Origin of the sequence: Amycolatopsis xylanica, from assembly GCF_900107045.1 — a bacterium.
Classification (GTDB): Bacteria; Actinomycetota; Actinomycetes; order Mycobacteriales; family Pseudonocardiaceae; genus Amycolatopsis; species Amycolatopsis xylanica.
The window spans coordinates 1-20,464 of record NZ_FNON01000011.1; the positions used below are offsets into that span (position 1 = coordinate 1).

20 protein-coding genes are annotated in these 20,464 nt (G+C 69.7%); all 20 read right to left on the reverse strand.

What is annotated here, in order from left to right:
* On the reverse strand, positions 1-189 hold a 189-nt coding region (locus BLV57_RS36595; RefSeq protein ID WP_176968971.1), incomplete at its 3' end, for an NDP-hexose 2,3-dehydratase family protein.
* Positions 179-1,195: a Gfo/Idh/MocA family protein gene (locus BLV57_RS36600; RefSeq protein WP_218134957.1), complete on the reverse strand. Its 1,017-nt coding sequence runs from the start codon at positions 1,193-1,195 to the stop codon at positions 179-181. The genes BLV57_RS36600 and BLV57_RS36595, both read right to left, overlap by 11 nt.
* Positions 1,192-2,454, reverse strand: a complete 1,263-nt coding sequence (locus tag BLV57_RS36605; RefSeq protein ID WP_091297606.1) for an activator-dependent family glycosyltransferase — start codon at positions 2,452-2,454, stop codon at positions 1,192-1,194. Before BLV57_RS36605 ends, BLV57_RS36600 begins: the two co-directional genes overlap by 4 nt.
* Positions 2,455-2,661: 207 nt before the next feature.
* Positions 2,662-4,233 carry an MFS transporter gene (locus tag BLV57_RS36610; protein ID WP_091298128.1) on the reverse strand — a complete coding sequence of 524 codons (1,572 nt, stop codon included), beginning with the start codon at positions 4,231-4,233 and terminating at the stop codon, positions 2,662-2,664.
* 105 nt (positions 4,234-4,338) lie between these two features.
* Positions 4,339-5,214: a glucose-1-phosphate thymidylyltransferase RfbA gene (rfbA, locus tag BLV57_RS36615; protein ID WP_091297608.1), complete on the reverse strand. Its 876-nt coding sequence runs from the start codon at positions 5,212-5,214 to the stop codon at positions 4,339-4,341.
* Entirely contained in the window at positions 5,211-6,515 is a 1,305-nt protein-coding gene (gene rfbH / locus BLV57_RS36620; protein ID WP_091297610.1) for a lipopolysaccharide biosynthesis protein RfbH, read from the reverse strand. The genes rfbA and rfbH overlap by 4 nt, the downstream gene beginning before the upstream one ends.
* Positions 6,512-6,712 (reverse strand): acyl-CoA carboxylase epsilon subunit, encoded by a 201-nt coding sequence (locus tag BLV57_RS36625; RefSeq protein ID WP_091297613.1) that lies wholly within the window; start codon positions 6,710-6,712, stop codon positions 6,512-6,514. The genes rfbH and BLV57_RS36625 overlap by 4 nt, the downstream gene beginning before the upstream one ends.
* Complete coding sequence (locus BLV57_RS36630) at positions 6,709-8,253, reverse strand: acyl-CoA carboxylase subunit beta (protein ID WP_091297616.1); 1,545 nt, start codon at positions 8,251-8,253, stop codon at positions 6,709-6,711. Before BLV57_RS36630 ends, BLV57_RS36625 begins: the two co-directional genes overlap by 4 nt.
* Positions 8,254-8,277: 24 nt before the next feature.
* The gene (locus BLV57_RS36635; RefSeq protein ID WP_218134958.1) at positions 8,278-9,405 is read right to left on the reverse strand and encodes an MFS transporter; all 1,128 of its coding nucleotides are present in this window, start codon (positions 9,403-9,405) and stop codon (positions 8,278-8,280) included.
* On the reverse strand, positions 9,398-11,344 hold the full coding sequence (locus tag BLV57_RS44345) for an SDR family oxidoreductase (protein ID WP_091297618.1): 1,947 nt from the start codon (positions 11,342-11,344) through the stop codon (positions 9,398-9,400). Before BLV57_RS44345 ends, BLV57_RS36635 begins: the two co-directional genes overlap by 8 nt.
* A 3-nt stretch (positions 11,345-11,347) precedes the next feature.
* Positions 11,348-12,283: an aromatase/cyclase gene (locus BLV57_RS36645; protein ID WP_091297620.1), complete on the reverse strand. Its 936-nt coding sequence runs from the start codon at positions 12,281-12,283 to the stop codon at positions 11,348-11,350.
* A 19-nt stretch (positions 12,284-12,302) separates the two neighbouring features.
* A complete protein-coding gene (locus BLV57_RS36650) occupies positions 12,303-13,088 on the reverse strand; it encodes an SDR family NAD(P)-dependent oxidoreductase (protein ID WP_091297622.1) in 786 nt (261 codons plus the stop codon).
* 32 nt (positions 13,089-13,120) lie between these two features.
* On the reverse strand, positions 13,121-13,384 hold the full coding sequence (locus BLV57_RS36655) for an acyl carrier protein (RefSeq protein WP_091297624.1): 264 nt from the start codon (positions 13,382-13,384) through the stop codon (positions 13,121-13,123).
* Positions 13,385-13,394: 10 nt separating this feature from the next.
* Positions 13,395-14,636 (reverse strand): ketosynthase chain-length factor, encoded by a 1,242-nt coding sequence (locus BLV57_RS36660; protein ID WP_091297626.1) that lies wholly within the window; start codon positions 14,634-14,636, stop codon positions 13,395-13,397.
* On the reverse strand, positions 14,633-15,904 hold the full coding sequence (locus tag BLV57_RS36665; protein ID WP_091297629.1) for a beta-ketoacyl-[acyl-carrier-protein] synthase family protein: 1,272 nt from the start codon (positions 15,902-15,904) through the stop codon (positions 14,633-14,635). Before BLV57_RS36665 ends, BLV57_RS36660 begins: the two co-directional genes overlap by 4 nt.
* On the reverse strand, positions 15,901-16,227 hold the full coding sequence (locus BLV57_RS36670; RefSeq protein ID WP_091297632.1) for a TcmI family type II polyketide cyclase: 327 nt from the start codon (positions 16,225-16,227) through the stop codon (positions 15,901-15,903). Before BLV57_RS36670 ends, BLV57_RS36665 begins: the two co-directional genes overlap by 4 nt.
* A gap of 20 nt (positions 16,228-16,247) precedes the next feature.
* Positions 16,248-17,711, reverse strand: a complete 1,464-nt coding sequence (locus tag BLV57_RS36675; RefSeq protein WP_091297634.1) for an FAD-dependent monooxygenase — start codon at positions 17,709-17,711, stop codon at positions 16,248-16,250.
* 214 nt (positions 17,712-17,925) lie between these two features.
* A complete protein-coding gene (locus tag BLV57_RS36680) occupies positions 17,926-18,624 on the reverse strand; it encodes a response regulator transcription factor (RefSeq protein WP_091297637.1) in 699 nt (232 codons plus the stop codon).
* 164 nt (positions 18,625-18,788) lie between these two features.
* Positions 18,789-19,991, reverse strand: a complete 1,203-nt coding sequence (locus tag BLV57_RS36685; RefSeq protein ID WP_091297640.1) for an MAB_1171c family putative transporter — start codon at positions 19,989-19,991, stop codon at positions 18,789-18,791.
* Positions 19,988-20,458: a hypothetical protein gene (locus BLV57_RS36690; RefSeq protein WP_143047238.1), complete on the reverse strand. Its 471-nt coding sequence runs from the start codon at positions 20,456-20,458 to the stop codon at positions 19,988-19,990. The genes BLV57_RS36685 and BLV57_RS36690 overlap by 4 nt, the downstream gene beginning before the upstream one ends.
* Positions 20,459-20,464 lie beyond the last annotated feature (6 nt).

Genomic DNA, 20,464 nt, shown 5'->3' on the forward strand with positions numbered 1-20,464 from the left:
GCGGTGGTCGGTGGCGACCTCCAGGCCCAGCACCGAGAAGAACTTCCCGCTGTGGTGGCGGATGCCGCCGTCGCCGGGGTCGACCCGCCAGCCTGCCATCCGGTCGAGCGCGGTCTTGGTCACCCGGTAGTCGTTCTTGCCGCGCCGTTCGTCGAACCATTCGTAGAACTCGGACAGGTCAGCGAACACGGGTCCCCCTAGCTTCGAGCGGCCGCACGACCGCGTTGTCCCGGATGCGATCGACGAGTTCGGCCTGTGTCACCACGGATTCACCCTCCAGTCCGGAAAAGACGCCGCGGGTGATCCGGGCGGCGAACGCCGAGACGACCGCCCCGAACTGGTCCTCGGCCGGGAGGGTGAGCTCCTCGACCCGGTCCTGCCGCTCGACGCGGATGACCGGGGAATGCGTCGGCGGCGGGGTGTAGGCCCACTGCACGGAGATCCGGCCGGAGCTGCCCCACAACGCGTAGCGGGACCGGTATGAGTGCTCCATGCCGAAGATCAGGTTCGCCGACACCCCGTCCGGGCCGCCGAGCAGCGCCGCTCCGCCCAGGTCGACGCCGCGCCCGGCGTCGTGGTGCAGCCACGCGCCGAGCACCTCCAGCTCCGGGCCGAGGTACAGCAGAGCCGTGCGCACCGGGTAGACCCCGATGTCCGTCAGCGCGCCACCGCCGACGTCCGGCCGGTAGCGGATGTCGGCTGGCGACTTGGCCGGGAAGGCGAACTCGGCGGTCAGCGTGCGCAAATCGCCGATCACGCCGTCCGCGACCAGCTGCCGCACGACGGCGTGCTGCGAATGGCAGAGGAACATGAAGCTCTCCAGCAGCACCAGACCGCGTTCTTCGGCGAGCGACACGAGCGCGGCGGCCTCCTTCGCCGTCGGCGCGAGTGGCTTCTCCGCGAGGACGTGCTTACCGGCGCGCAGCGCGCGGTCGATCCATTCCACGTGCAGCAACGCCGGCAGCGGAACGTAGACGGCGTCGACGTCCTCCCGTTCGAGCAGCCGGTCATAGCCGGTCACCGGCTCGCCGCCGAACCGGGCGGTGAACCGCTCGGCCTTCTCCCGGTCCCTGCTGGCGATCGCGACCAGCTCGACGTCCGGATTCGCGTTGATCGCGGGCAGCATGCGCCTGGCCGCGATCGCCGCACAGCCGAGCACGCCGATCCGCGGCCTGGCGGCTTTCACGGCGCTCACCGCCCGTGCTGGACGGTCAGTTTCTCCAGCACCGGAACGATTTCCGTCGGACTGGGGGTGGCCATCATCTCCTTGCGCAAGGTGGCCGCACCGTCCTTGAAGGACTGTTCGCCGAGCAACCGGACCAGCTGCTCCTTCACCAGATCCGTGGTGAGGTTCCGCTGCTCGATGACCACACCGGCGCCGCGGCTCGCGACGAAGTTCGCGAAGTCCACGTACTCCGAGCCGTCCTTGGGGATCAGCAGCTGCGGCACCTCCTGCGCCACGGCCGCGGCGAGGGTGCCGGTGCCGCCCAGGTGGACGATCGCCGAGCAGGTCGGCAGCAGCAGGTTGAGCGGCAGGTAGTCGATCGTCCGCACAGTGGCGGGAACTGTTTCCACCGCCGCCAGCTGGGTCGCGTTCAAGGTGGCGACCACTTCGATGTCGAGCTCGGCCATCGACCGCAGCACCTCGTCGACCGAGATCTCGTTCTCCGCGAACAACTCCCGCCCGCTCGTGCCCAGCGTCAGGCACACCCGTGGCTTGCTGGGCCGCTCGAGCAGCCAGGCGGGCACCTCGACCGCGCCGTTGTACGGAACCGGGCGGACGGGCACATAAGTCAGGTCGGTCGGCAGCCGCATCTCCGGCGGGGTCGGGTCGATGGTCCACTTGCCGACCAGCAGCTCCTCGTCGAACTCCTGCCCGAGCCGGTCCAGCGTCGGCTTCATCGCCGCCGCCATCAGATCCGGCCGCGACGCGTCCTCGGCGAGCCATTTCCGGAACTCCGAACGAATCCAGCCGAACCGGTCGAGGCCCCACAGCAGGCGCGCGTGCACCGCGCCGCAGGCACGGGCCGCGATCGGGGCAGGGAAGAACAGCGGGTCCCAGATCACCAGATCCGGCTGCCACGACTCGGTGAACTCGATGAGCTCGTCGACCATCGGGTGGCCGCCGTCGGGCTGGAAGTACATCCCGAACGTGGAGACCACGTAGTGCCGGACCATCTGCCAGAGGTTGCTGTCCTCGGGGTCGATCGCCAGCGCCTCGGCGATCCCTTGCAGCGTCTCGTTTTCGAAGGTGGCGCGCACCGCGGCGGCGAGGTCGATGCGCTCACCGAGCGAGACCGCGTTCAGCCCGGCGCCGGAGATGACCCCTGGCATCGTCGGATGGGTGTGGGTGACGACGCGGACCTCGTGTCCCGCGCTCTGCAGTGCCCAGGCCACCGGCGCGAGCGGGAGCAGATGCGACGTCACCGGAAGAATTGTGAACAGGATGCGCATGCGGGATCCGTTCTGCTGAATGGGAGGGGCCATGATACGGCGAGAAAACAATTCTTGTTCCCTATCCTCTTGGATCGAAAAGTGACCGTCAAGATCGGCCACGCCAAACCATTCGCAAGAACTCGTCAAATCAACGACAAATCAGCCGTCGTTGTTTTGGCGCGGCGAAGGCGCGCCACTGGGGGGTGAGACGCGCCTTCGCCGCTCTCAACCGACGCGGTCCGCGGTGGGGTCCGCGGTCACCTCTTCGTCGGTGGTCTCGGTGCGGGCGCCGAGCGGCGCGCCGACGTTGCGCAGCAGCAACAGGACGAGTGCGGCGAGCACCAGCACGATCGCGGCGCAGACGATCGCCGTCACGTGCATCCCGGCGGTGAAGGCCGCACGGGCGGCGGCGAGCAGTTCGTCGCCGAAGCGCGGTGCCGCCGCCACGGCGCCGCCGATCTGTTCCCGCGCCTGCTCGGCCACGGCGTCCGGCAGGCCTGCCGGCGTCGTCGTGCTCATTTTCCCTTGGTAGACGGCGATTCCGATGCTGCCGAGCACCGCGAGGCCGAGCGCGCCGCCCAGCTCGTTCCCGGTCGTCTGGATCGCGGACGCGGCGCCCGCCCGCTCAGGCGGAGCGGCCGAGATGACCATGTTGGTGCCCACCACGCCGACTGAGGAGAGCCCGGCGAACATGATGATCGAGCTGATCACCAGCATCGACAGCCCGCCGTCGACGGCGACCGTGGTGAACAGCACGAACCCGACCGAGGCGAACACCAGCCCGCCTGCCATCACGTAGGCGGGACGGACCCCGCCGACGAGCATGGGCAGGAAGAACAGCACCGCCATGCCCGCGACCGTCGCGGGCAGCGTCCACAGCCCGGCCGCGAGCGGGTCGAGCCCGACGACCATCTGCAGGTACTGGGCGACGAAGAGATTGAAGCCCATCATGACGAAGGTGTTGAACGTCAGCGTGCCGAGCGCGACGCTGAACTTCGCGCCGGCGAACAGGTTCAGGTCCAGTAGCGGCTCGGCCAGCGTCCGCTGCCTGCGGACGAAGACGTAGCCGACCACGAGCCCGGCGGCGATGGCGGCGAACGCGGGCCAGCTCACGCCCTCGGTGGCGATATGCGTCATGCCGTAAATGACCGCGAGCACCGCGACCAGCGAGAGGAACGCGCTGAACCAGTCCATCTTCGGTGCGCTGGTTTCCCGATACTCCGGCAGCAGGAACGGGGCCACCACGAGCAGCAGCACCATCACCGGCACGTTGAGCAGGAACGCCGAGCCCCACCAGAACGCGCTGAGCAGCGCGCCACCGACGACCGGGCCGATCGCGGCGCCGACCATGAAGCTGGTCATCCACATCCCGATCGCCCGCATCCGCTGCGCCTCGTCGAGGAACATGTTGCGGATCAACGCCATCGTGGACGGCATGAGCGTCGCACCAGCCACACCGAGCAGCACGCGGGCCACGATCAGCAGCTCCGCGCTCGGGGCGAACGCGGCGAGCGCGGACGCGACGGCGAACCCGGCGGCGCCGATCAGCAGCAGCCGCCGCCTGCCGATCCGGTCGCCCAAGGTGCCCATGGGCACCAGGAAGCCGGCGATCACGAAGCCGTAGATGTCGGTGATCCAGAGCAGCTGCGAACCGCTCGGCTTGAGCGCGGTGCTCAGGTTCGGCACCGCGAGCTGCAGCACCGTCATGTCCATGGTCACGAGCAGCGTGGGCAGGGTCAGCGCCAGCAGCCCGATCCACTCCCGTCGCCCCGCCCGCTGGGGTGCGCTTAGGTTCATCAGCCAACTCTCTTTCCGGTCGCGGAACGACACTGCCGTTACAGTACACGTTGTACTTTACCTACTGCAACGGGCGTTGTACTTCCGTGTCCCACGACCCGGGAGTCACCCGCCCGACTCGGCCGCGACCCGCATGACGTACTGGCCGTACTGCGAGTTCGCGAGCTCTTCGCCGAGCAGGCGGCAGGCCTCTGCGTCGATGAACCCCATCCGCAAGGCGATCTCCTCGACGCAGGCGACCCGGACGCCCTGGCGGTTCTCGATGATCTGCACGTACTTCGCCGCCTCGGCCAGCGAGTCCGGTGTCCCGGTGTCGAGCCAGGCGAACCCGCGCCCGAGGTCGACCAGGCTCGCCCGGCCGAGCTCGAGGTACGCCCGGTTGACGTCGGTGATCTCCCGCTCGCCGCGCGCGGACGGGCGCTGCCGCGCGGCGATCTCCACCACGTCGTTGTCGTAGAGGTAGAGCCCGGTGATAGCCCGGCGCGACTTCGGCACGGCTGGTTTCTCCTCCAGCGAGATCAGCCTGCCGGTGGCGTCGGCCTCGCCGACCCCGTACCGCTCGGGATCGGCGACCGCGTAGCCGAACAGCGTGCAGCCGTCGAGGTTCTTGACCGCGTCGGCGAGCACGCCGGAGAAACCCTGGCCGTGGAAGATGTTGTCGCCCAGCACCAAGGCGACCTGGTCGTCGCCGACATGCCCGGCGCCGAGCACGAACGCGTCGGCGATACCCCGTGGCTCGTGCTGCACCGCGTACCCGATTTCCAGCCCCAGCGCCGAGCCGTCACCGAGCAGCCGCCGGTAACCCGCGAGGTCGTCCGGGGTGACGATGACCAGTATTTCCCTTACCCCGGCGAGCATCAGCACCGAAAGGGGGTAATAGATCATCGGCTTGTCGTAAACCTGCAGCAACTGTTTCGAAACGGCCTTGGTGACCGGCCCCAGCCGGGTGCCGGTCCCGCCGGCGAGAATGATCCCCTTCATCGTTTCGAGCCGACGAATTCTTTGATCGAGGAGGAGATGTAGTCGATCATCTCGTCGGTGAGGCCCGGGTAGACGCCGACCCAGAAGGTGCGCTCGGTGACGATGTCGCTGTTGACCAGGTCGCCGGACACCCGGTAGCGGGCGTCGGCGTACGCGGGGTGGCGGGTGAGGTTCCCGGCGAACAGGCGGCGGGTGCCGATCTTGCGCGACTCCAGGAAGTCCACCAGCTCGGCCCTGGAGAACGGCGCGTCCGCCTCGACGGTGAGCGCGAAGCCGAACCAGCTCGGGTCGCTGCGCGGGGTCGCCGAGGGCAGGATCAGGTGCGGCAGCCCGCTGATCGCGTCCCGCAGCCGTTGCCAGTTGCGGCGGCGGGCGGCACAGAAGTCGTCGAGCTTGGCCAGCTGGGTCAGGCCGAGCGCGGCCTGCAGGTCGGTCGTCTTCAGGTTGTAGCCGACGTGGGAGAAGATGTACTTGTGGTCGTAGCCGGCCGGCAGCGTGCCCAGCTGGTAGTCGAACCGCTTGAGGCACTTGTTGGTCTCGCCGGGCTCGCACCAGCAGTCCCGGCCCCAGTCCCGCAACGACTCGACGATCCGGGCGAGCCGCAGGTCCGCGGTCAGCACACAGCCGCCCTCTCCCATGGTCAGGTGGTGTGCCGGATAGAAGCTGACGGTGGCGAGAGCGCCGAAGGTCCCGGTGAGCTGACCGTCGTAAGTGGACCCCACGGCGTCGCAGTTGTCCTCGATGAGGAACAGGCCCTTCTCCTCGCACAGGCGCGCGATCTCGGCCGCCTCGAACGGATTGCCGAGCGCGTGCGCGATCATGATCGCCCTGGTCCGCTCGCCGACCGCCTGTGCGACGCGTTCGGCGGTGGTGTTGTAGGTGCCCAGCTCGACGTCCACGAACACCGGCACCATGCCGTTCTGGAGTATCGGGTTCACCGTCGTCGGGAAGCCTGCCGCGACCGTGACCACCTCGTCGCCGGGCCGCAGCCGTCGCTCCTCCAGCAGCGGTGAGGTCAGCGCCGTCATCGCCAGCAGGTTGGCGGAGGAGCCCGAGTTCGTGAGATGTGCCTTGCGGCGCTTCAATTTTCGGGCAAAGCGCGATTCGAACATCCGGGACGAGGCGCCCGCGGCGATCCGCAGATCGAGCGCGGCCTCGACGAGCGCGGCCCGGTCGTCGGCGTCGAGCACCGCGCCGGACGGCCAGATCTCGGTCATCCCCGGCACGAACTCGCGATCGGGCCGGTTCTCCTCGTGGTAGTTCCTGACCTCGTCGAGCAGCAGGTCCCTGCGGTCGTTCATCCATCGCTCCTCACGCGGTTGAATTTCTGTGACCAGCTGTGCGCGCCGCGAAACCGCGGCGCGGCCCACCCCGCGTGGCTCGTGCCCGGCGGGCGCGCGACGGGCGCGGCGGCCAGCGCGGCGACGACCACGGTGAGCGCGGCGAGGTCGGTGTCATCGGGGTTTCCTTTGTGGACAACGATCAGCGGCGCGCTCATTGCGGCGGGTTCCCGTGCTTGCGGCCGGGCAGCTCGGCGTGCTTGTGCCTCAGCATGGAGAGGCAGCGCGCCAGCACCCGCCTGGTCTCGCCGGGATCGATCACGTCGTCGACGAGTCCGCGTTCCGCGGCGTAATAGGGATGCATGAGCTGGGCCCGGTACTCCTTGATGCGCTGGGCACGCACGGACGCCGGATTGTCGGCGGCTTCGATCTCGCGGCGGAAGATGACGTTGGCGGCGCCCTCGGCGCCCATCACCGCGATCTCGTTGGCAGGCCAGGCGAGCGTGACGTCGGCACCGATCGACCGGGAGTCCATCACGATGTACGCACCGCCGTATGCCTTGCGCAGCACCAGCGAAACCCTCGGCACCGTCGCGTTGCAATAGGCGTACAACAGTTTCGCGCCATGCCGGATGATGCCGCCGTGCTCCTGGTCGACACCCGGCAGGAAGCCGGGCACATCGACCAGTGTGACCAGCGGGATGTTGAATGCGTCGCAGAACTGCACGAAACGTGCGGCCTTCTCGCTGGAATGAATGTCAAGCACGCCCGCGAGCGACCGAGGCTGGTTGGCGACCACGCCGACCGGATGACCGTCGAGCCTGGCGAAAGCGCAGACGATGTTGGTTGCCCACAGCTCGCTCACTTCGAGGTACTCGGCGTCGTCGACGATCTCGGCGATGACGTCACGGACATCGTACGGCTGGTGTCCGCCCGCAGGCACCAGTTCGCGCAGCGCGTCGGTGGCGCGGCCTGCCGGGTCTCCGTTCGGAGTGGACGGTGGCAGTTCGCGGTTGTTGGAAGGCAGCAGCGAGAGGAGGTATCGGACCTCCTCCAGACAGGTCTGCTCATCGTCGTAGACGAAGTGCGCCACGCCCGAGACACCGCCGTGCACCTGCGCGCCGCCGAGGCCGTTGTGGGTGATCTCCTCGCCGGTCACCGACCGGACGACGTCGGGGCCGGTGATGAACATCTGCGCGGTGTCGCGGACCATGAACACGAAATCGGTCAGCGCAGGCGAATAGGCCGCGCCGCCGGCGCACGGCCCCAGCATCACGCTGATCTGCGGGATCACCCCGGAGGCCGCGGTGTTGCGGCGGAAGATGCCGCCGTACCCGGCCAGCGCCGTCACGCCCTCCTGGATCCGCGCGCCTGCGCCGTCGTTGAGCGAGACCAGTGGCGCGCCTGCGGCGATCGCGCGGTCCATCACCTTGTGCACCTTCTCCGCGTGCGCCTCGCCGAGCGCGCCGCCGAAGATCCGGAAGTCGTGCGCGTACACGAAAACCGTCCGTCCGAACACGGTTCCCCAGCCGGTGACGACGCCGTCGGTGTACGGCCGCTTGTCCTCCAGTCCGAACCCGGACGCGCGATGCCGCCGCAGCTGCTCGAGCTCCTGGAACGAGCCCTCGTCGAGCAACAGCGCTATCCGCTCGCGTGCGGTGAGCTTTCCCTTGGCGTGCTGGCGGTCGGTGGCTCTCGGGTCGGGTCCCCGGCAGGCGGTCTCCCGGTTGGCTGCCAGCTCTTGCAGGCCTTCTCGCATGATGCGGGTTCCTCCACAAAGGTCTCAGCGGGCGGCGGCGACCGCGACGCCCGCCGCGCCCGCCAGCGTGACGACCACCCAGGGGCCGGGCACGGCGGTGGTCAGTGACAACAGCAGCACGGCGCCGCACTGGACGCCGCACTGGTAGAGCGGCGCGGCCCAGCCACGGTCGGCGGGCTCGACCGACGCGATGGCCTGCATGTTCAGCGCCGTGAAAGCGAGCGCGAACCCGAGCCCGACCAGTATCAGCGTCGGCAGCACCCGCATCGGATACGAGCCGTCCGACGGCAGCAGCTGGTACCCGTACCCCGCGGTCATGAACGCGGTGCCCGCCGAGATCAGCCTGGCCGTGCCGAACCGTTCCACCGTCTTCCTGGCGAACGGCGAGGCCAGCGCGACCGGCAGGCACGCGGGCAGTAAGGCGAGCGCGGCCGTCATCGGCCCCATGCCGTCCGGCTTCAGCGCGAACGTCGTGAGCAGCAACGCGCTCAGGTAGGTGCCGTTCAGCACGGCCGCGCCGAACGCCGAGCGCAGCAGCGCGCCGTTGCGCAGCAGCGCGCGCGGGAACGGCCGCATCACGGCGCCCGGCCTGTCCGGCGGTATCAGCAGCGCCGCGAACACCAGCAGCACCAACGCGATCGGGGCGGGAGCCAGGAAGACCCAGTGCCAGTCGAGGGAGGCGAGCACGCCGGACAGCAGTATCCCGCTGGTGAACCCGGCCGCGCCGAACAACGCGTATACCGAAACCGCGCGCCGCTGCCGCGGCCCGTCGGGGAACACCGTGGTGATCACGGCGAGCCCGGCGGGCGCGGTCAGCGCGGCGCACGCGCCCTTGAGCACCCTGGTCGCCACCAGCACGCCGAAGTCGGTGGTGAGGCCACCGGCGACGGAAGCCGCGGCGAACACCGGCAACGCCAGCAGGTAGACCCGGCGCCGCCCCCACCTGGCGGTGACGCGCGGCCCGGCCAGCAGTACCGCGGCGAAGCCGAGCGCGAAACCGCTCATGATCCACTGCGCCTGATGCGGCGGCAGCCCGATGCCCGGCAGCGCGGGCAGCACCACCGACACCTCCAGCGCGTCGAGCAGCATGTTCCCGGCTAGCACGGCCACCAGCGCCCACGACGGCCGGGTGCCCGTCACCGGCTCAGCCACCGAGCAGGGTCCCGCCACTGGCATCCACATAGGACCCGGTGATCCAGCGCGCGTCCTCGCCAGCCAGGAACGCCACCGCGCCGGCGATGTCGTCGGGTTCACCGATGCGGTTGAACGCCGACAGCGCGGACATCTGCGCCACCGCCTCGGGAATCCCGAACACGGGCGAGCCGTTGTTCGTGATGCCGGGGCCGACGCTGTTGACCGTGATGCCGCGCGGGCCGAGATGCTTGGCGTAGTGCAGGGTCAGCTGGTCGATCGCGCCCTTGGTCATCGCGTAGGCGACCTCCTGCGGGTTCGCGAACCGGGTGAGGCCCGAGGAGATGTTGATGATCCGGCCACCGTCCGGCATGTTCGCCAGCGCACGCTGCACGATGAAGAACGGCGCCTTCGCGTTGACCGCGTACAACCGGTCGAACTGCTCGGGGGTGACCTCCTCCGGCGCGACCCCGCCCATCACGCCGGCGTTGTTGACCAGGATGTTCAGGTCCGTGCCGCCGGTGCGTTCCTTGAGCCCGAGCTCAAGCCCGAGTAACAGCTCGTGCACACCGCCCGGCGCGCCCAGCTCGGCACGCACGGCGAAGGCGCGGCCGCCGTCGCCCTCGATGGCGGCGACGACCTCGTTGGCCGCCTGCTCGTTGCCCGCGTAGTGCACGGCGACGAGCGCGCCTTCCCTGGCCAGCCGGATGGCGATGGCGCGGCCGATGCCCCGGCTGGAACCGGTGACCAAGGCCGTCTTCGTGGTGAGTGAGCCCATTGCGATCCTCCTGTGAGTGGCTGGCGCCCGCCGCGGTGGCGCGGCAGGGCGCGGGGTGTCGAGCGCGCTGATCATGTTCGCCAGATGACGCTGTACCGGGCCGAGTTCGAGCAGCTCGCCGAACACGGCACGCAGCGGTTCGACCTCCGGCCCGCCCAGCAGCAGCTGGGCCTGCGCCGCGATATTGGCCAAGGTCCGCCTGCCGACGGCGTGCCGGATGTCGTGGTAGCCGTCCAGCGGCGCGTCGGCTCTGGTGAGCCGCGCGCCGAGTTCGGCGGCGTCCTGCAGGCCGAGGTTCATCGCCTGCCCGCCGACCGGGAGCTGCCGGTGCGCGGCGTCACCGGCGAGTACCACCCGGCCGCGGCGGTAACGGGTGACCTGGCGGCTGGTGTTGCCGAAAGCGTTGACCCACAACGGTTCCCCGTGCGAGATGTCCTCGCCGGTGACCCGCAGCCAGACGGCGGCGATCTCGGCGAAGTCCGGTTCCGCGGTACGCGGGCGTACCTCGGCGCCGTACTCGTGGACCATCACGCGGGTGACGCCGCCGGGGCCGCGCGCCGCGATCGCCAGCCCCGCGGGGTGCCGCTCGAACCGCCGGTCGGGCACCTCGATGCCGCGCACGTCCGCGCGCAGCAGCTCCTTGGTGGCGTCCGTACCGGGGAACTCGAACCCGGCCAGCCGCCGGACCGTGCTGTGCTCGCCGTCGCAGCCGGCCAGGTAGCCCGCACTGAGCCGCCTGGCGACCCCGTCGGCGCCGGTGAACTCGACCTCGACCCGATCGGGATGCTCGGTGAAGCCGGTGAACCGGTGACCACGCCGCAGGTCGGTGCCCGCCGCGACGGCTCGCCGCCACAGCACCGACTCGATCAGCGTCTGCGGCGCTTTCCATTGCCCCGCATGGGGATGGCCGGGATCGGCCGCGGTCAGGTCCAGGCGCAGGCCGCCGAAATGCCCCGGTGGCCCCGCTGGCGGCGGGCCGAGCGCGTCGAGCAGGCCACGCTCGGCGAACAGCTCCATCGTTCGAGTGTGCAAAGTGGACGCCCGCGACTCGGTGACCGGCTCGGTCCGTTCCTCCAGCACGGTCACCGTCGCGCCGCCGGCCCGCAGTGCCAGCGCGAGGAACAGACCGACGGGGCCGGCGCCGACGACGACCACGTCGACCTCGGTTCGGGTGGCGGGCATCGCTCAGCGCCGCGCTTCCGCGTAGTCCTTCGCGTGGCCAAGGGTGGCCCGGCTGTTGCCGCCCAACGCTTCCCGGATGAAGGTACGCGCCTCGGGCACTCCCGCGCCGGGGCCGAGCACCTTGGCGATGTTCGCGGTGTTCAGCACGACGGTGTGCTGAGACGTCGCGGTGGTGGTCCCGTCGGGCTCCTCGGTGAACTCCCAGTAACCGGTGTGCACCTTCATCAACGCGGGCAACGTGGTCTGCTTGTAGACGATCCGGTTGTCCGGGAAGCAGATCCGGACCGACTCGGTGACATGGGTGGCGCCGTCGCGGGTGAGCGTGTCCATGCGCAGCACCTGCAGGCCGGGGCTCGGCTCCCGCAGCTCCACCGCCGCCACATGCGGCAGCCGGGTCTGCCACAGCCGCGCCTCGTTGACGAAGTCGTACAGATCCTTGGCCGCGCCGCCGACCTGGACGCTGTCGGTGAACGACATCGTCAGGTCCGCGTTCGCCGCGAGCTCGACGTTGTGTTTCAGCGCGGCCAGCTCGGACCGGCTGTTGCGGTCGACGGCCCGGTCTATCCACTCGAGCTTGCCGGGGTCGTCATCGACGGCCCGATACGCGTGCAGCAGCCGGATCCGGCAGGACTTTTCCGAGTCAGGCTCGATGATCCAGGTGCCGCTCATCTCGGCGACCGGCGCCGCGGAAACCTCCTGCCGGAAGGTGATCCGCCGCGCCGAGGCGTCCAGTGTGCGCCGCGAGATCCAGTTCTTCGGCTCACCGTTGGCGGTGGCCCAGATCCGGATACGTTCGGTTTCCGCGCCCTTTTCGACATGATCGACGTGGATCGTCGGCGGGAAGATCCGCGGCCAGTTCTCCACTTCGGCGATCAGGCGGTACACCTCGTCCGCGGCCGCCTCGACCTGGACATCGTGCTCGACTTCGCGCTGGGTCATGGTTTCCTCTCCCCGCTCGTCAGAAGTTGCCCAGTCCGCCGCAGACGTTGAGCGCCTGCGCGGTGATGGCGGCCGCGGCGTCGGTCACCAGATAGCCGACCAGCCCGGCGACCTCGTCCGGGGTGGAATAGCGGCCGAGCGGGATCTTGGCCTTGAACTTCTCGGCCACCTGCTCCTCGGTGATCGCGTAGGCCGCGGCGTAGCCCTGCCGCACCCGCTCGGCCATCGGGGTCTCGACATAGCCTGGGCACACCGCGTTGACGGTGATCCCGGTCGGCGCCAGCTCATTGCCCAGCGCCTTGGTGAAACCGACGACCCCGTGCTTCGAGGCGGAGTACGGCGCGCCGAGCACCACGCCCTGTTTTCCCGCGGTGGAGGCGATGTTGATGATCCGCCCGGTGGTCTTGCCCCGCATGCCGCCCGCGGTGAGCACCTCCCTGGTCATCCGGAACACGCTGTGCAGGTTGGTGTCGATGACGTCGAACCAGAGTTCGTCGGCGATGTCGGCGGTCACGCCGCCGCCGGAGCGGCCAGCGTTGTTGACCAGCACGTCGACCGGCCCGTACCGGTCGACGGCGGCACGCACGAACGCGCGCACGTCCTCGCCGGAGCGCACGTCGCACGGAGCGCCGTCGACCTCCAATCCGTTGTCCCGCAGTTGTTTCACGGTGGTGGTGACGTTCTCCGCGGTACGGGCGCCGAGGAAGACCCGGTGGCCATCCCGCGCCAGCAGCCTGGTCACCGCGAGCCCGATCCCGCTGGTCGCTCCGGTGACGAGGGCGGTGCGCACACGCTGTTCGGTCATGGTCTGCTCCGAATCGTTAGGTGGGCGGGAAATCAGGCCACGCGGGCCAGGTGCTCGTTGACCACGTCGACCAGCGCGCGCGGGGTGACGGCGTCCGCCAGCGCGGACTCGTCGAGGGTGACGCCGTACTCGCGCTCGACCCGGCCGCCGGTTTCGAGCAGCGCGAGCGAGTCGTAGCCCAGCGCGTCGAACTCGGTGTCGAGTATGTCGCCGTCGAGGCTCGCTTCGGCCGCGTCGCCCGACCCCTCACGCAATATCCGCTTGAGGTCGTTGAGAGTGAATTCCTTGTCCGGCATGCTTTACCCTTCAGTTAAGTACACTGTGGACAGTCTCGGCACCGCGCACGAGCACCGCGGAGTTGAAGCCGCCGTAGCCGCGTGCCAGCACCAGCGCGGTCCGCACCGGGCCTGGCCGCGCGGTGGTGACCAGGTCGAGCCCGTACTCCCCCGACGGCGTGGCGTGCGCGGTCGGCGGGATGACGCCGTGGCGCATCGCGAGGAACGCGGTCGCCAGGTCGAGCGGCGCGGCGCCCGAGTACAGCCGCCCGGTCGTCGTCTTCGGCGCGGTCACCGGCACGCCGCAGGCGCCGAACACCCCGGCCAGCGCCGCCGCCTCGATCCGATCCAGTTCCGGCACCGCGGCGGCGTCCGCGAAGACGACGTCGACCTCGCCGGGCTCGGCGCCCGCGTCGGCCAGCGCCAGGTCGATCGCCTTGCGCAGTCCCGGTTCCCGGCCGGAGCCCGGCGCCGGGTCGAACGTCGCCGCGTAGCCGGCGATCTCGCCGTAGATCCGCGGCGCGCCGCGGCGGCGGGCGAGTTCGAGCTCCTCCATGATCAGCAGCGCGCCGCCCTCGCCGGGCACATGGCCCGCCGCGCGCGCGTCGAACGGCAGGTACGCGCGCGCCGGGTCGTCACCGGTGCTCAGCCTGCCGCTGGTGAGCTGGGCCGCCCACCCCCACGGGCAGATCGAGGCGTCCACCCCGCCGGAGACGATCACCGGGGTGCCGTTGCGGATCTGCCGCCGTGCCTGCGCGACCGCGTCCAGCCCGCCTGCCTGGTCGCTGATGACCACGCCGCTGGGCCCGCGCATCCCGTGCCGGATGGAGATCTGGCCACTGTTGACCGCGTAGAACCAGGCGAACGACTGGTACGCGCTCACGTACTTCCCGCCCCGGCTCCACAGGTTGCGCAGCTCGTTCTGGCCGAACTCGAAGCCGCCGGAGGAGCTGGCGGTGACCACGCCCATGTCGTAGCCGGGCAGCTTGGCCGGGTCGAGGCTCGCGTCGGCGAGCGCGGTGTCGGCCGCCACCAGCGCGAGCTGCGTCATCCAGTCGGTCTGCGGGAGCAGCCTGCCGGACAGGTGCTCGGCCGGTTCGAACCCGGTGATCTCGCCTGCCAGCCGCGCCGGGTAGCCTGCCGGGTCGAACCGCGAGATCCGGCGGATCGCCGAGACACCGCCGACGGTGGCCCGCCAGTGGTCCTCGATGCCCATCCCGGTCGGCGCCGCGATGCCGAGCCCGGTCACCACGACCTTGGTGCCCTCGGTCATGCCGTACGCCTTTCCGGCCTGGCCAGCACGATCGCGCTCTGGAAGCCGCCGAAGCCGCTGCCGACCGAGAGCACCGCGTCTGTGCGGTGCTCCCGCGCGGTGAGCGGGACATAGTCGAGGTCGCATTCGGGATCGGGCGTGTGCAGGTTCGCCGTCGGCGGCACGACGTGCTGCTGCATGGCCAGCACCGAGGCGGCCACTTCGATCGAGCCGATCGCGCCGAGCGAGTGCCCGACCATCGACTTGATCGAGCTCACCGGCGTGCGGTAGGCGTGCTGCCCGAGGCTGAGCTTGAACGCCGCCGTCTCGTGCCGGTCGTTCTGCTTGGTGCCGGAGCCGTGCGCGTTGATGTAGTCGATGTCCTGCGGCGTGAGCCTGGCCTCGTCCAGCGCGACGCCGATCGCCTTCGCCATCTCCTTGCCGTCCGCGCGCAGCCCGGTCATGTGGTAGGCGTTGCAGCGGGAGGCGAACCCGGCGATCTCGGCGTGGATGTGCGCGCCGCGGCGGCGCGCGCTTTCCAGTTCCTCCAGCACGAACATCGCCGAACCCTCGCCGAGCACGAACCCGTTGCGGGTCGCGTCGAACGGCCGCGAAGCGTGCTCGGGGTCGTCGTTGCGCGGGGTGGTGGCCTTGATCGCGTCGAAACAGGCGACCGTGATCGGGCTGATCGGCGCGTCCGTGGCGCCGGCGACCATCACGTCGGCGCTGCCCTCGCGGATCAGCTCGGTCGCGTGGCCGAGTGCGTCCAGCCCGGAGGTGCAGCCGGTTGAGACGACCGTGGCCGGGCCTTCCGCGCCGACCGTCCAGGCCACCTCGGCCGCGAACGAACTGGGGACGAAGTAGTTGTACAGATGCGGCACCGCGTAGTTGTGGTCGACGAGTTCCAGCCGCCCGCCGTCGGAGACGGTGCGGTACTCCTCGTCCAGCCCGGTCGTCGCACCGACCGCGCTGCCGACCGTCACCCCGATCCGGTGCGGGGCGAGCCCGGCGAACTCGAGCCCGCTGTCGGCGACCGCCTCCCGCGCGGTCACCACCGCCAGCTGCGCGGCCCGGTCCATCCGCCGGATCTCCTGCGGCCGCAGGCCGAGCAGCTCCGCGTTGAAGTCGATCTCGGCGGCGATCTGTGAGCGGAAGCCTGCCGGGTCGAAGAAGCTGATCCGCCGGGTGGCGGTGCGACCGTCGGAGAGCAGGCTCCAGAAGTTCTTCACCCCGACCCCGCCAGGCGCGGTCACCCCGAACCCGGTGACCACCACCCGCCGCCGGGTCATCGCGCGCTCCAGTGGTAGAACCGCTCGGCCATGGCGTCCTTGGGCGAGCGCCAGGTCTCGGGGTCGAACGCGGTTATGTGCGGCTTGAGGTCCTGGCTGATCCCGACGAACAGCGGGTCGGCCTTGGCGTCCTCGATCCGCTCGCCGCCATCGGCCTCGTCGAAGTCCTGCAGGTGGAAATACAGGCCCCGGTAGGTGAAAAGCTGTCGGCGGCGGGTGCCCATCCGGTGCGGCATCCCGGTCGCGTCGAACGCGCCGAACAGCTCGGCGACCTCCCCGCCCGCGGCCGGCTCCATCCTGGCCACGATCAGCGTGCTGTGCATTCGCGTTTCCTCCTTGGGTTTCAGCGGTGGTCCGCGCGGCTCGGGCCGAACCACCGGTCCAGTGCCATCGGCAGGTCGTAGTGGCTGCCGGGTGCCGCCCACGCGACGTAGCCGTCCGGGCGGATCAGCACCGCGGTGGTCGTGACCTCGGTCGCGGGCTCGGCGACGATGACGTCGACGCGGTCCTGCCAGCCGGCGGCTTTCGCGCGGAGAACGGGGTTTCCGGTCAGGTCGAGCAGCACGCCACGGCCGGGGTGCAGCAGGTCAGAGGTGCTGGTGGCGCGGCCGTCCCTGGTGAGCGCCAGCCGAGGCATCCGCTTGCCCAGCAACGGATGACTGCCGCCGCCGACGTCGTAGCGGATCTCGAGGCCGCTCACCATCGCAGCGAGGTGACGGCTGACCTCGGGGTAGCCGACCAGCTCGCCGATGACGTCGCGCAGCGGCTGCATTTCCGCGCCGCTGAGGAAGAGCAGCCCCTGCGCCTGGGTGTTCATCAGCAGCCGCCTGCCCACCGCGTGCCGCTCGTCGTGATAGCTGTCGAGCAGGCCTGGCCCGGCGGTGCCGCGCACGACCGCGGCCAGCTTCCAGCCGAGGTTGACCGAGTCCTGGATGCTCGCGTTCATCCCCTGCCCGCCCGCCGGGAGGTGGATATGCGCGGCGTCCCCGGCGAGCAGCACCCGGCCGCGCCGGTATTCGGTCGCCTGGCGGGTGGCGTCGCCGAACGCGCTGATCCACACCGCCTCGGCGTGCGAGATGTCGATGCCGGTGATGCGCTTCCACGCGTCGGCGACCTCGTGGAACGCGGGCGGCTCGGTGCGCTTGCGCGGCGGATTGTCCTTCTCGCACACGATGATCCGGGTGATCCCGCCGGGCAGCGGGCCCACCATCACCATGCCACCTGGCAGGCTCTCGCCGATCATCCTGGGCTCGAGCTCGACCCCGCGCAGATCGGCGAGGAACATCTCCCTGGTGGCCGCGGTGCCGGGGAAGTCGAAGCCGACGGCCTTGCGCACCACACTGCGCCCGCCATCGCAGCCGACCAGCCAGCGCGAGCGGAGCGTGTGCTCGCCGCCGGGCCCGCGCACGGTGATCTCGACGCTGTCGCCGTCGTCGCGCACGGCGAGCAGCTCGTGCCCGCGCCGGATGTCGGCGCCGAGCTCACCGGCCCACGCCTCCAGCACCGCCTCCGTCTGCGACTGGGGAACGGTCTTCGCCGCCTGGTGCGCACCGTCGAGCACCCCGAAATCCACCGGGATACCACCGAAATGTCCTTGGTCGCTGGTCTGGATCTCGCCGAAGCGTGGCAGCAGCCCGCGCTGGTCGAACACCTCCATCGTGCGTGCGGTGAAACCCAGGCCCCGCGATTCACCGGTGCGGCGCGGAAGCCGTTCGAGGACGATGACCCCGACCCCGGCCAGGCGCAGTTCCCCGGCGAGCATGAGGCCTGCGGGCCCCGCGCCTGCGATGACGACTGGCGCATCCATGTATCTCTCCTCTGCTGGCGCTGAAACAGCGTGGATTCGACCCCGGGATCCGGGCAGACGTTTTACGGGAATCTGCTGAAATCATTCTTCGCGAGCCGGGCACGCGTCAAGAACCCCAGGCCACAGAGATATACAAAAGACTGCAAAGTGCTTCGATTAACCGCATGACGGCAGCGTCAGGGAATCGACAAATAAATGGCAAGAATACGCGGACTCAACGTCCACTTAGGACATCCGAATCGGCGGCGAACGAGAAACCCACCCCGCGCACGGTGCGGATCCAGCGGGTCGAGCCGAGCTTGCGCCGCAGCACGCTGATATGCGTGTCGACCGTGCGGCTCACCTTCGTGCCCTTGGTGTACGTCATCGGGTCACCCCAGATCTCGGCCATCAGCTGACGGCGCGAGAACACCACACCCGGCTCACTGGCCAACCGGTGCAGCAGGTCGAACTCCTTGCGTGTCATCTCGACGGCGTTGCCCTCGAGATGCACGCCGCGGGTGGCGGTATTGATGCGTAGCGCCCCTTGCACGACAAGCGGTTCGGCGAGCTCGGCCTGCCCGCGCACGCGGCGCATGACGGCCTCGATCCTGGCGGTCAACTCCCAGAACCCGCACGGCTTGTCGACGCAGTCGTCGGCGCCCGCCTGCAGGCCGAGCACGCGATCGGTCTCGGTACGGCGCTCGGTGAAGGCGATGATCGGCGTGTCGCAGGCGCGGCGCATCCGGCGGCACAGCTCCAGCCCGCTCATATCGGCCAGCCCCAGGTCGAGCAGCACCATGTCCGTTTCACACTGCATTTCCAGCGCCCGGATACCACTGGTCACGGCGACGACCTGATGTCCGGACCGCCGCAGCCCGTCGACCGGTATCGCCTCGATTTCTTCTTCCCCTTCCACAACCAGCAGACGCATTCGCAACCCCCATTTAACGAAACAACCCCAGAGCGCGCGCACGAAAGAGAAGATTTGCCTCGTGGATTGAACGACTAGCCGGGTGCAACGCGCGTTGTCACAGTTCGACCATAACAGAACCTGACAAACTGTCAACCTGATTGGACGCCGTTGGACAGGGTGTTTCAGGCACACTTGAAACCGTCGGCACACAGGTGTGCTTCACACTGGTCGCCCGCGAAGTCCTTGACCTGACGGGAACGCAGGTGCCGGTGCAGCCGGAGCAGGCTGCGTATTTCCGCGCGCGCGGTGGACGCCTCCTGCGCGGATCCGGGCAGCAGCGCGCGATCCGGCCCGACATAGAGCTTCGGCGCGCCGGTGACGCTGAGCCGTTCGGTCGCCGCCAGCCAGCACGCCAGTGTGATCTGCTCGCGATCGCCAGCCGCCTCGGTTTCGGCATGGCGCCGCGCGCGTTCCAGCAGTTCCGGCGAAGCCCAGGCGTCGTGCAGAAAGCCAATGGAGTCCCGGATCTCGACGACCCGCCGGTGCAGCCGTTCCCACTGGTGGCGGGTCGCCACGGCGTCACGCAGCCACGACGGCGGCGGATCGGTCGCCAGCTCGGGGGTGGCCTCGCGCAACCGGCGCCACAACGGATAGACCCGCGTGCGGCGGCACCAATAGACCATCGCGACGCGGACGGGTTCGAGCGCGGCCACGACACAACCCAATGGCACGGCGATGAACCAGACGCTGCTCAGGATGAACGCGGCACGCCCCCAGCCGGGCGGCACCTCGGTGGTCACCCGCTGCAGCGTGCGGATGGCGACGAACGGGATCTGGGCCGCGTTCCCGAGCGCGATCATCGCCAGCCCGGCGACCAGCGTCCGCGCTTTCACCAAAGCCAGGTGGCACCAGAGGGTCCAGGTCATCAGCACCACGGAGCCGACCAGATAAATCGCTGAGAACAAGGCATACGCCGTGAACGGGATATCCCCGGACGGCTTCGGGTTGAACCTGCCTTCCGGTTCGCACAGCGCGTACGCCGCCGTCATCGCGCACGCCGTCACCGCGGCCCAGGCGATCCGGGCGGTCCGGCTCCGCCCCTCCGGGGCGGGATTCGCCAGCCGCAGCACGAATTCGAGCATGATCGCCGTGACCAGTATCCCCCACAGCCCCTGGACGAGGTTGTTGAGCTGGGGGTCCCCGCTCAGCCGGTTGATCGTCGCGCCGACCGAGGACTGGATGACCACCGAGCCCAGCGCGAACGCCGCGAGCACGAACCACAGCGGCCGCTGGCGCGCGTCGCGGAGCATGGCCGGGGTACGCAGGATCAGCACACACCACACCACCACGAGGATCAGCCGCCGCGCCGCTTCCTCGAATGTCATGCGACACCGAACATGCCCGCCGCCCGCCGTTCGAACGCGCTGACCGCCGAGGCTGACCGGTGGTAGACAAGCCGCAATACCGTGGACGCGAACGTCTCCGCGAGTTCCTCCTCATAGCCGGTGCCGCCGGTGACGGCGGCGCATTCGAGCGGCCCGGCGGACTCGCCGCCGGGCGGCAGTGCCGAGTTGTGACCGCTCAGCATGTGGCAGATCTCATGCAGCACAACATGATCGTGGTGATAGCCGACGATGCCGCTGCGGCAGATGATGTGGTCGGCCACCCCGTCGTCGAACCAGAGCCCGGACGGCAGCGCCGGCACGTCGACCGAGTGGACGAGCACCGGTCTCCCCCGCCGATCGCCGAGCCTGCGGCATAGTTCGCCGACATTCCACGGTGTCGGCAGCGGCGGGAGCGCGGCGATCAACGAGTCCGTCTCGGACCGCACCTCGTCACTTTCCCCGTTCACGAGCAC

Excerpts from the sequence above, each read along its gene's own strand:
- BLV57_RS36650 (WP_091297622.1), bottom strand. The coding sequence starts at position 13,088 with ATGACCGAACAGCGTGTGCGCACCGCCCTCGTCACCGGAGCGACCAGC.
- BLV57_RS36630 (WP_091297616.1), bottom strand. The coding sequence starts at position 8,253 with ATGCGAGAAGGCCTGCAAGAGCTGGCAGCCAACCGGGAGACCGCCTGC.
- BLV57_RS36670 (WP_091297632.1), bottom strand. The coding sequence starts at position 16,227 with ATGCACAGCACGCTGATCGTGGCCAGGATGGAGCCGGCCGCGGGCGGG.
- BLV57_RS36665 (WP_091297629.1), bottom strand. The coding sequence starts at position 15,904 with ATGACCCGGCGGCGGGTGGTGGTCACCGGGTTCGGGGTGACCGCGCCT.
- BLV57_RS36645 (WP_091297620.1), bottom strand. The coding sequence starts at position 12,283 with ATGACCCAGCGCGAAGTCGAGCACGATGTCCAGGTCGAGGCGGCCGCG.
- BLV57_RS36660 (WP_091297626.1), bottom strand. The coding sequence starts at position 14,636 with ATGACCGAGGGCACCAAGGTCGTGGTGACCGGGCTCGGCATCGCGGCG.
- BLV57_RS36680 (WP_091297637.1), bottom strand. The coding sequence starts at position 18,624 with ATGCGTCTGCTGGTTGTGGAAGGGGAAGAAGAAATCGAGGCGATACCG.
- BLV57_RS36675 (WP_091297634.1), bottom strand. The coding sequence starts at position 17,711 with ATGGATGCGCCAGTCGTCATCGCAGGCGCGGGGCCCGCAGGCCTCATG.
- BLV57_RS36655 (WP_091297624.1), bottom strand. The coding sequence starts at position 13,384 with ATGCCGGACAAGGAATTCACTCTCAACGACCTCAAGCGGATATTGCGT.
- rfbA (WP_091297608.1), bottom strand. The coding sequence starts at position 5,214 with ATGAAGGGGATCATTCTCGCCGGCGGGACCGGCACCCGGCTGGGGCCG.
- BLV57_RS44345 (WP_091297618.1), bottom strand. The coding sequence starts at position 11,344 with ATGCCCGCCACCCGAACCGAGGTCGACGTGGTCGTCGTCGGCGCCGGC.
- BLV57_RS36610 (WP_091298128.1), bottom strand. The coding sequence starts at position 4,233 with ATGAACCTAAGCGCACCCCAGCGGGCGGGGCGACGGGAGTGGATCGGG.
- BLV57_RS36625 (WP_091297613.1), bottom strand. The coding sequence starts at position 6,712 with ATGAGCGCGCCGCTGATCGTTGTCCACAAAGGAAACCCCGATGACACC.
- BLV57_RS36605 (WP_091297606.1), bottom strand. The coding sequence starts at position 2,454 with ATGCGCATCCTGTTCACAATTCTTCCGGTGACGTCGCATCTGCTCCCG.
- rfbH (WP_091297610.1), bottom strand. The coding sequence starts at position 6,515 with ATGAACGACCGCAGGGACCTGCTGCTCGACGAGGTCAGGAACTACCAC.
- BLV57_RS36685 (WP_091297640.1), bottom strand. The coding sequence starts at position 19,991 with ATGACATTCGAGGAAGCGGCGCGGCGGCTGATCCTCGTGGTGGTGTGG.